Raw genomic sequence first — 9,436 nt, forward strand, 5'->3', positions numbered from 1 at the left:
CTGAACTCCGTCTCGTAGGACCCGCGCTCGGCGATCGCGGTCCGGATGAGCCCGTCGAGTCGCGCGCGATCCTCGAAGTAGATGGTCTCGAGGTACTCGCTGTAGCTCAGCGGCGCGCGTTCGCCACCGTGGGCCTGCTCGTGGCCGGTCGACCAGCGGATCGCGCCGTCGGGCAGGTCCCACTCCCACCAGCCCATGTTGGCGGCACGGAGTGCGAGGGACAGATCCTCATCGCGGGCCCGGGCGGAGGCATGCCGGCTGGCGGGGTGCTCGCGCAAGACCGCGACGATAGTCGGTCCCGCCGCCGCCTTCGACGAAGCGTGTGGAAGTTCTCATGAACGGGTACGTACACCCGCGTCGCCCGGCCCTGGTCCAGCGGGCCGGGCGACAACAGCTTCTTGGGCGGGTCGGATTGTTGGACAATCTCCGCGCGCCTTTGCTACGGTCGGTCGGTGCGGATTGTTGGACAATCACCGGCGGCCGAGCGTCGAAGGGTCTGGGTCGCGGCCGGAGCCACCTACGGCGTCGCGGCGTTCGCGCCTGCGCTGGACGCCGGGCGGGCCCCGAGTGATCCGTCGCTCTCGGTCGTGCCCTTCTGCGTGGTCTTCGCCCTCGCGTTCGTTCCCTGGGGACGGTGGACCGACCGTCACGGTGTGGCTCCGGCGATGCGGGCCGCGAGCGCGCTGCTGCTGCTCGCCGGCGTCGTCCTCGTCCTTCCGCTCGGCGACGCCGGCTGGATCGCCGGACGCGCGTTGGAGGGCCTGGCGGCCGCCGGCGTCCCGCCCGCCGCACAGGCCGCGCTCGCGGCGCTCGGAGGTGCGGGGCGTACCGGCCGGGCGATCGGCGGCATGAGCGTCGCGGTCGCCGTCGGGACGCTGCTGGTACCGCTGTTGGCCGGAGCGTTCGAACCGATCCTCGGCACCGACGCCGTCCTCGCGCTCGGGGCGCTCGGGCTGCCCGTGATCGCCCTGGTGGCGGTGACGCCGCTCCTGCGCAGCCGCCGCCTGCCCACGGGAGGCGCCGCCCGGGCGCGTCGCCTCCCGGTCACCTCCGGCCTCTGGGCGGCGTGGGCCTGCGCCTTCCTCGTCCTGATCGCGTACTGGACGATCGTCACGCGCATCGCGCCCCTGCTGGGGCCGGACGGCGCGGGGCTCTCGGAGGACGGCGCCCGGGCGATCCCGCTCCTCGGCGGCGTCGCCGGCATGCTGCTCACGGGCGTCGTCGCCGGTGTCGCCGACCGCATCGGCCCACGACGGCCGATGGTCGCGGTCCTGGCCACGGGGGTCACAGGCCTCCTCATCGGCGCGCTCACGGGCACCCCGGGTGGAGCCGCGCTCGGCATCGGGCTGTTCGCCCTGGCCTACTGGTGCTACCTGACGCTCGTCGGCCTCCAGGTGGTCCTTGCCGTGCCCCAGGCCGTTCGTGGACACGCGCTCGGCGGGTTGTACGCGGCGATGTGGTCGGGGGCCGCGGTCGGTGGCGCGCTGGCAGCCCTGGTCGACGCCTGGACGACCGTGCTCGTGCTCTCGGCGCTCGCATGGGCGTGTGCGGCGATCGTGGCGGCGCGGTGGTTCGCAGGGCCGAGGGGCGTCGCAGGTGCTCCGCCGCACCCTGCGGCAGTATCGACAGGTGATGTCCCCGTCGTCGCCCGCTGAAGCGCCCGCTGCCGTCACCCGTGTCGTCGCCGCGCTGCGGGCGCGAATCCTCGACGGTGAGCTCGCGCCCGGAGACCGCCTCGTGGAGCGCATGATCGTCGAGGATCACGACTGCGCACGTCACACCGCCCGCGTGGCGCTGAGGACGTTGCAGGAGGAGGGGCTGGCCACCGTCGAGCGCAACCGCGGAGCCCACGTCGCGGCGCTCGACGCACAACGCCTGCGGGGGCTGTTCGAGGTGCGGACCGCGCTGGAGCTCGAGAGCGCGCACCGGATGCTCGAGCGGCACGACGGCCGGGTGGCCGACGAGGTCCACCGCGCGGTGGCCGATCTCGATCGCGTCTGCGCGAGGAGCTCTCCTCCGTGGAGGGCGATCGTCGAAGCGCACGAGGGCGTGCACGAGGCGCTCGTGCGCGCCGGCGAGAGCGAGCGCATCGCCGAGGCCTACGCGCGTCTCTCCGGGGAGCTGCGGCTGTTCGTCATCGCGCTGCGTCCGCTGTGGACGCCGGCCACGATGGCCGAGCATCATCGCCGGCTCCTCGCCGCCCTGGAGCGGGAGGGCCCTGCCGCGCTGCGGCGCCACCTCGTCGAAGGCGAGGAGACCGTCCGCCGCGCGCTGGGCTGACTCAGGCCGTCTTCGGGGCGGCGTCGCGCACCAACGAGGGCACGATGTCGTCGATGAGGACGAGCATCGAGCGGGTGATGAGCGTGTGGGCCTGGGCCCGCGTGAGCCGTTCTCGTTGCAGCCACTCGCGGGTCGCCGCCTCCGCGAGCGCGATGTGGCTGCGGATCGCCGCGCGCAGCTCGGGCTCGACCTCGGCGGTCGCGTCGGGGCGCCGCGAGGCGAGGATCGTCACCCAGCGATCGACGACCTCCTCCCGGGCGTCCTCGAGGATCTTCTCGATCTCCGGGTCGCCGCCCAGGCCCCCCTCCGCACCGACCGCCGCGAACCAGGTCTGGCGGTGGCGGCTGACCATGCCGAGCCAGCGATGGATGGTCACGTCGAGGATGTCGGTGATGGGGCGCGCGGCGACGTCGGCGTCCGGGAGCGGTGGCGGCAGCCGGACCATCGTGCGCACGACCTCCGCGTAGAGGTCGCGCTTGGTGCCGAAGTAGTGGTGCAGCAGCCCGCGGGCCACGCCCGCCTCGGCCGCGATCTCCGTCGTGGAGACGTCGGCGTAGCCGCGCTCGCTGAACAGCCGTCGCGCACAGGTGAGGATCTGCTCGCGGCGCTCGTCGTGTTCCAGGCGCGTCCAGCGCGGCGCGGGGGAGGGGCTGCCCATGTGGCCGCAACCTACCACCGCTGTTGGCAGAGCGCCAAGAGGGGCCTCGCCGGTCGGTGGCCTGGCAGCACGCGACGCCGTGTGCGCCGGAAATCGCGCCGCCCGGCGCAACTCTGCATGACGCGAGGTGGTTCCGGGAAGGGCACGAACCGAAACCGACAAAGGGGTTCTGTTCCATGAAGAAGTTCCACGGCAAGGCGCCGCGAACGCGCGCCGTCGTCCTGTCCACCGCAGTGGCCGCGATCGGCATCACCGGCGTGGTCGACGCCGCGACCGGCGGCAACCTGCGGGAGGGCATCCGCAACGGCACCACGTCGCAGGAGACCGAGATCGTCGCCAACATCCAGTCCTCGACGGGGGTGAAGGGCGGCTACGCCACCCGGCAGTCGAACCTGTCCAACAGCGGTGGCGGAGCGATCTACGGCTGCCGGTCCACGGTCGGGGGCAGCGCCGCGAACCCGCCGAAGAACCCCTGCCTGCGGGCGAACAACCTCAGCACCGGGTTCGCGTTCGAGTTCAACGCCACCAACGGTGACGTCGTCGGCACGATCAACGCCGGATCCGGCGGAGACACCAAGAAGCCGTTCACGACCAACGCCACCGGCGTGGCGACCGGTCTGAACGCCGACCGCGTCGACGGAGCCAACGCCAGCGAGCTCATCGCCAGCGCCCGCGCCAAGACCGGCCTGGACGCCGATACCGTCGACGGCAACGACGCGACCGCTCTGAAGACCCGCTGGGCGCTGGTCAACGAGAAGGGCCAGATCGAGGAGCAGTCGGGCGGCTTCAGCATCATCGACTGCTACACGACGAACGCGAACTGCTACATCGACAGCGGCTCGTCCATGGTCGGCAAGGGCATCGACGCCACCATCGCCCTGCAGAACCTGGTCGACGTGGACGGGGCGGCCGGCGCCGACCCCAACTTCGGTGGCGAGGTGTCCGTGTCGCGCTGCCAGATCCCGAACGTCGTCGAGTGCGCGCCGGCGGGAGCGAAGACCACGAACGCGTTCGTGGTCAGCCCGCGCAAGAGCGACGGGACGCCCACGACGGCGACCGATCGCAAGCGGTTCTACGTCACGATCAGCGAGTAGCTCACGCGGCGTCCGAGACGGCCGGGGTCATGACGACCTCGGCCGTCCGCAGTTCGGTGTCCAGGCGCACGTCGCGAACGCCCGCAGCGGTGACGACCGTGGCGTGCCAGCACCGGCCGAGCGGATCGAGGGGCACCAGGCCCACGACGGCGCCGCCGTCGGCCGCCTCGGCGGCGGTGCTGCGGAGTTCGGCCTCCGTGACCGGGGGCTGGGGGAGCAGCGTGAGGGATCGCATGCGGCTCATCCTGCTGCGCCAACCTCAAGGTCACCTTCAGGCGACGTCAGAAGTTCCTGAGGACCGCGGGTCCGGGTCCGTGGGGCGAAGCCGCTGCGGACCCAGCGGCTCCCCGGGCACGGCGTCGACCGGCTCGTCCGGTGCGAGGTCGAGCTGCCACCAGCCCACGTCGTGCCAGCGACCGAACTTGTACCCCACCTTCCGGTACACGCCGACGGGCACGAACCCGAACGCCTCGTGCAGGCCCACGCTCGCGGGATTGGGCAGCGTCACCCCCGCGTGCACGCGCCGGATGCCCTGACGCCGCAGCAGGTCGAGCAGGGACCGGTACAGCTCGGCCCCGACGCCGCTGCGGTGCGCCGAGCCCGCCACGTAGACGCTCACGTCCGCCGACCACCGGTACGCGGCACGCTCGCGATGCGGGCAGGCGTAGGCGAAGCCGGTCACCCGGCCGTCGCGCTCCGACACCAGGAACGCGTGCGTCGCCGCCCACGCGGTGATCCGCCGGCCCATCTCGCCGGCGTCCGGCGCGACGGCCTCGAACGACGCCACCCCGTCGGCGACGTACGGGGCGTAGATGGCCGCGCACGCGGCGGCATCGCGAGACGGGTCGGCATGACGGGGCACCCGACGATTATCGTGGCCGCCCATGCCGCCCGCCGCCCGTCGCCGTTCCCAGCCCCTCCCCGGCGGAATGCCGCAACCCGCACCCGGAGAGGTCCTGATCTGGACCGACGGCGCCTGTCAGGGCAACCCCGGGCCGGGCGGCTGGGCCGCGCTGGTCGTCTGGCCCGACGACGCCGACGACGCGGTGCAGGAGCTCTCGGGCGGCCTGCCGCACACCACCAACAACGTCATGGAGATGACGGCCGCCCTGGAAGGTCTGCGCTCGCTGCCCGACGGGTCACGCGTCTGCGTGGTCACGGACTCGCGCTACCTGCACGACGGCATGACGTCGTGGCTCGCGGGCTGGAAGCGCAAGGGCTGGAAGACCGCGGGCGGCAAGCCGGTGAAGAACCAGGAGGTCTGGCAGGCGCTCGAGGCGGAGGCTGCGCGCCACGAGTCGGTCCGCTGGCACTGGGTGCGCGGGCACGTGGGTACCGATCTCAACGAGCGCGCCGACGAACTGGCGGTCGCCGCCGCCGAAGCGGCCTCGCGCCGCTGAGGGACCCCGCGCCGATACGGTCGGCGCATGAGCTACGAGACCATCCTCTACGCGGTCGACGGGCCGATCGCGACGATCACGCTGAACCGCCCCGAGTCGCTGAACACGATCGTGCCGCCGATGCCCGACGAGGTGCAGGACGCCGTCCATGCGGCGACGCGCGACCCGGAGGTGAAGGTGATCGTCGTCCGTGGCGCGGGACGGTCGTTCTGCGCCGGCTACGACTTCAGCGGCGGCTTCCACCACTGGGACGAGCACCTGGCCACGGATGGCGAGTGGGACCCGGGCAAGGACTTCGCGATGGCGACCGATCCGGCGATGGCGCCGACGCAGAAGTTCCTGTCGGTCTGGCGCACGTCCAAGCCGGTGATCGCCCAGGTCCACGGCTGGTGCGTCGGCGGCGGCAGCGACTTCGCGCTCGGCGCCGACCTGGTGATCGCCAGCGACGATGCGCAGATCGGCACGCCCTACTCGCGCATGTGGGGCGCCTACCTGTCCGGCATGTGGATCTACCGGCTCGGGCTGACCCGCGCGAAGGAGCACGCCCTCACCGGCCGGCCGTTCTCGGGGGCGCGGGCGGCCGAGATCGAGCTGATCACGGAGGCGGTGCCGTTCGAGCGGCTCGAGACGAGGGTGCGCGAGCGGGCGCTCGAGCTCGCCCGGATCCCCGCCTCGCAGCTGGCTGCCATGAAGCTCGTCGTCAACCACGCCTACGAGCAGATGGGTCTGAACGCCGTCCAGACCCTCGGGCCGATCCTCGACGGGCTGATGCGCAACACGCCCGACGCCAAGCGGTTCATCGAGCTCGCCGAGCGGGACGGGGTCGGCGCGATGGTGGCCCGGCGTGACGGGGAATGGGGCGACTACGGGCAGGCTCCCGAGGGGCAGCGGCCCGACCCGCGACACGTGATCACGCCGTAGGGCCGCGAAAAAGTGCCACGCGGCGTCGCTGTAGGAGTACGGTGCGATCCGCAGAGTCCCGAGGAGGAGTGGCGCAAGGACGTCGATGGGCGGGTTCGGTCACACCACGGCTGTACGACGCTCGGCCCTGGCCGCCGCCTCTTGCTGCGGACTCCTGGTCGCCGGACCGATGGCGGAGAGCACGACGAGCGCGGCCACCGCGGCGCCGCGCACGTCCACGGTCGCGCAGAGCACCGCAGCCCCGCCGGCCGGTGCGGCCAAGCGCACCTACCGTTCGCTGCGAAGCGTCGGTCTCACGGTTCGGAGCGCGAGCCTGAAGAGCAGGACCCTGCGCGTGAAGGTCACGGCCACCCGCAAGCTGTGGCTGCGCTTCGCGATCGTCCGCGGCAGCAAGCAACTCGGGTCGGCGAAGCACAGCGTGCCCCGGGGCACGACCTCGTTGAAGCTGCTGCTCAACCAGAAGTCCCGCGGATCGAACCTGCGATTGCGCGTGACGGCGCGGTACCGGGAGCGACGTACGCGGCGCAACATACGCGGGCGTCAGCGGGTCGGCGTGGAGATCATCGATCTGCCCAAGGTCGAGCCGAAGCCGCCGCCTACCCCGCAGCCCTCGGCACCCGTCACGGGGCAGAGCGGTCCGGCGACGCCCGCGAACGCCGCGCCCACCGCGCTGGCGTTGACGAACGCGAACGTCGCGGAGAACGCGCCGGTGAACACCACGGTCGGGAACCTGGCCGGGACCGACCCAGACCCGGCGGACACCCTGACCTACGGCTTCGCCGCGGGACCCGGATCCCAGGACAACGCGTCGTTCGTGCTGAGCGACGGGACCCTGCGGACCGGGGCGGTCTTCGACTTCGAGGCGAAGTCCTCCTACAGCGTGCGGCTGTGGGTGTCCGACGGACGCGGGGGGACCTTCGAGCAGGCGTTCACGATCACGGTGACCGACGCGGCCGAGCCACCGACCGCAGTCGCGCTGAGCAGCAGCACGGTGCCGGAGAACCAGCCGACCGGGACGCCCGTGGGCCTGTTGTCGGCGACCGACCCCGACGCGGGCGACACCGCCGGGTTCTCGCTCGTCGCCGGGCCCGGAGCGACCGACAACGCGAGCTTCGCGATCGTCGGCAACGAACTGCGCACGGCAGCACCGCTGAACTTCGAGGCGGGGGCGGTGCGCAGCGTCCGCGTGCGCGCCACCGACGGAGCCGGCGGCGTGTTCGAGCAGGTGCTCTCGATCAGCGTCGGGGACATCAACGACCCGCCGACCAACGTCGTGCTGTCGGGCACCTCGGTGGCGGAGAACCAGCCCAGCGGGACCACGGTCGGATCGCTGTCCGCGCTCGACGAGGACGCGGGCGCCACGGCGACGTTCGCCCTGGTCCCCGGGGCCGGGGACGCGGACAACGCGTCGTTCGAGATCGTCGGCTCGACGCTGCGGACCGCGGCGGTGTTCGACGCCGAGACCAAGAGCACCTACGCAGTGCGGATACGGGCCGACGACGGCGCCGGCGGCGCGTTCACGCGGACGTTCACCATCGACGTGACCGATGTCGACGATCCCGCGATCGCCCGCGACGACAGCGCGACGGTGACCGAGGACGATCCGGCCACGGCGATACCCGTCCTCGGGAACGACAGCGACCAGGACGATCCGCTGAGCATCGTCAGCGTCAGTGATCCGGCGGGCGGCACCGCCGTGATCACCGGTGGAGGATCCGGCCTGACCTACCGACCCGACGCCGACTACTGCAACGACCCTCCCGGCTCTGCGCTGGACACCTTCACGTACACCCTGGGCGGACCGGGCGGTGAAACGGCGACGGTCACGATGACCGTGACCTGCGTGAACGACGCACCGGTCGTGACGACCACGTCCGGGCCCGTGACGTACACCGAGGGCAGCCCCGCGACCCCGGTCGACCCCGGCGTCACGGTCGTCGACGTCGACAGCACGATCGCGAGCGCGACCGTCTCCATCGGCGCCGGATTCGATGCTGCGCAGGACGTCCTGTCCTACCTCTCGCCGCTCGGCAATCCGGTCACGGGCTCCTACGATGCGGTCACCGGCGTGATGACCCTGACGGGCCCGGGGACCCCGGCGCAGTTCGCCGACGCGCTCCGCGAGGTCAGGTACGCGAACACCTCGAACGCCCCGAGCACCACGACCCGGACCGTGACGTTCGTGGTGAACGACGGCACCGTGCCCTCGGCCCCGGCATCGCGCGACATCGCCGTGAGCGCGACGGACAACGCGCCCGAGACCACGACCAGCGGCGGATCGCTGGCGTACACCGAGGACGCCCCGGCCGCGGCGATCGACACCGGGGTGACCGTGACCGACCCGGACTCGGCCAACCTCACCGGCGCGACCGTGAAGATCACCGGTGGCTACGTCACCGGCGAGGACCTGCTCGCGCTGCCCGCCCAGCCGGCGATCACCGGGGTGTTCACCCCGGGCGACGGAACGCTGGCCTTGAGTGGCACCGCCACCGTCGCGGCCTACCAAGCGGCCCTGCGAGCGGTCACCTACCGCAACACCAGCGACACACCCGACGCCGCCCCGCGGACGGTCACCTTCGCTGCCCGCGACGCGACCGGCTTCGGCACGGCAGCGACGCGCGGGATCACGATCACCCCCGTGGACGATCCGCCCGTGGCGGTGGACGATGACGCAACGGTCACGGAGGATGCGGCTGCGACCGCGGTCCCGGTGCTGTCCAACGACACCGATGTGGACGGGGGGACGAAGCTGATCGGGTCGGTGACGCAGCCGGCCAACGGCACCGTGGTGATCACGGGCGGCGGGACGGGTCTCACCTATGCACCCGATGCGGACTCCTGCAATGCGCCTCCGGGCACGACGCCGGACACGTTCACGTACACGCTCAACGGCGGGTCGAGCGCGACGGTGTCGATGACCGTCACCTGCGTGGACGATGCGCCGGTGGCGGTGGATGACGACGCGACGGTGACGGAGGATGCGGGGGCGACCGCGGTCCCGGTGCTGTCCAACGACACGGATCCTGATGGTGGGACGAAGCTGATCGGGTCGGTGACGCAGCCGGCCAACGGGACCGTGGTGA

General features: G+C 72.2%; 10 protein-coding genes. 6 read left to right on the forward strand and 4 right to left on the reverse strand.

Going from position 1 to position 9,436, the window contains the following annotated elements:
* Positions 1-278 (reverse strand): hypothetical protein (locus tag ABYE80_RS12135; RefSeq protein WP_372790544.1); only part of this gene is annotated, 278 nt, incomplete at its 3' end.
* 174 nt (positions 279-452) lie between these two features.
* Between ABYE80_RS12135 and ABYE80_RS12140 the strand changes: the two genes are divergently transcribed.
* Together ABYE80_RS12140 and ABYE80_RS12145 are read left to right on the forward strand one after the other, a co-directional pair.
* Positions 453-1,655: an MFS transporter gene (locus ABYE80_RS12140; protein ID WP_372790545.1), complete on the forward strand. Its 1,203-nt coding sequence runs from the start codon at positions 453-455 to the stop codon at positions 1,653-1,655.
* On the forward strand, positions 1,633-2,280 hold the full coding sequence (locus tag ABYE80_RS12145) for a GntR family transcriptional regulator (protein WP_372790546.1): 648 nt from the start codon (positions 1,633-1,635) through the stop codon (positions 2,278-2,280). The genes ABYE80_RS12140 and ABYE80_RS12145 overlap by 23 nt, the downstream gene beginning before the upstream one ends.
* Before the next feature lies 1 nt (position 2,281).
* Here ABYE80_RS12145 and ABYE80_RS12150 read toward each other — a convergent pair whose 3' ends face one another.
* Positions 2,282-2,938 (reverse strand): TetR/AcrR family transcriptional regulator, encoded by a 657-nt coding sequence (locus tag ABYE80_RS12150; RefSeq protein ID WP_372790547.1) that lies wholly within the window; start codon positions 2,936-2,938, stop codon positions 2,282-2,284.
* Positions 2,939-3,114: 176 nt separating this feature from the next.
* Here ABYE80_RS12150 and ABYE80_RS12155 point away from each other — a divergent pair, with 176 nt between their 5' ends.
* Positions 3,115-4,032 (forward strand): hypothetical protein, encoded by a 918-nt coding sequence (locus ABYE80_RS12155; protein ID WP_372790548.1) that lies wholly within the window; start codon positions 3,115-3,117, stop codon positions 4,030-4,032.
* Position 4,033: 1 nt separating this feature from the next.
* On the opposite strand, the gene ABYE80_RS12160 is transcribed toward ABYE80_RS12155, so the two are convergent.
* Both ABYE80_RS12160 and ABYE80_RS12165 read right to left on the reverse strand, forming a co-directional pair.
* A complete protein-coding gene (locus ABYE80_RS12160) occupies positions 4,034-4,267 on the reverse strand; it encodes a hypothetical protein (protein ID WP_372790549.1) in 234 nt (77 codons plus the stop codon).
* A 36-nt stretch (positions 4,268-4,303) separates the two neighbouring features.
* On the reverse strand, positions 4,304-4,894 hold the full coding sequence (locus ABYE80_RS12165; protein ID WP_372790550.1) for an arsinothricin resistance N-acetyltransferase ArsN1 family B: 591 nt from the start codon (positions 4,892-4,894) through the stop codon (positions 4,304-4,306).
* Positions 4,895-4,916: 22 nt separating this feature from the next.
* Between ABYE80_RS12165 and rnhA the strand changes: the two genes are divergently transcribed.
* The 3 genes from rnhA to ABYE80_RS12180 form a co-directional block, all read left to right on the forward strand.
* Positions 4,917-5,432 carry a ribonuclease HI gene (gene rnhA / locus ABYE80_RS12170; protein ID WP_372790551.1) on the forward strand — a complete coding sequence of 172 codons (516 nt, stop codon included), beginning with the start codon at positions 4,917-4,919 and terminating at the stop codon, positions 5,430-5,432.
* Positions 5,433-5,459: 27 nt separating this feature from the next.
* Positions 5,460-6,353 (forward strand): crotonase/enoyl-CoA hydratase family protein, encoded by an 894-nt coding sequence (locus ABYE80_RS12175; RefSeq protein WP_372790552.1) that lies wholly within the window; start codon positions 5,460-5,462, stop codon positions 6,351-6,353.
* A gap of 169 nt (positions 6,354-6,522) precedes the next feature.
* Positions 6,523-9,436 (forward strand): Ig-like domain-containing protein (locus tag ABYE80_RS12180; RefSeq protein WP_372790553.1); only part of this gene is annotated, 2,914 nt, incomplete at its 3' end.

This window comes from Paraconexibacter sp. (genome assembly GCF_041602235.1).
Lineage (GTDB): Bacteria > Actinomycetota > Thermoleophilia > Solirubrobacterales > Solirubrobacteraceae > Paraconexibacter.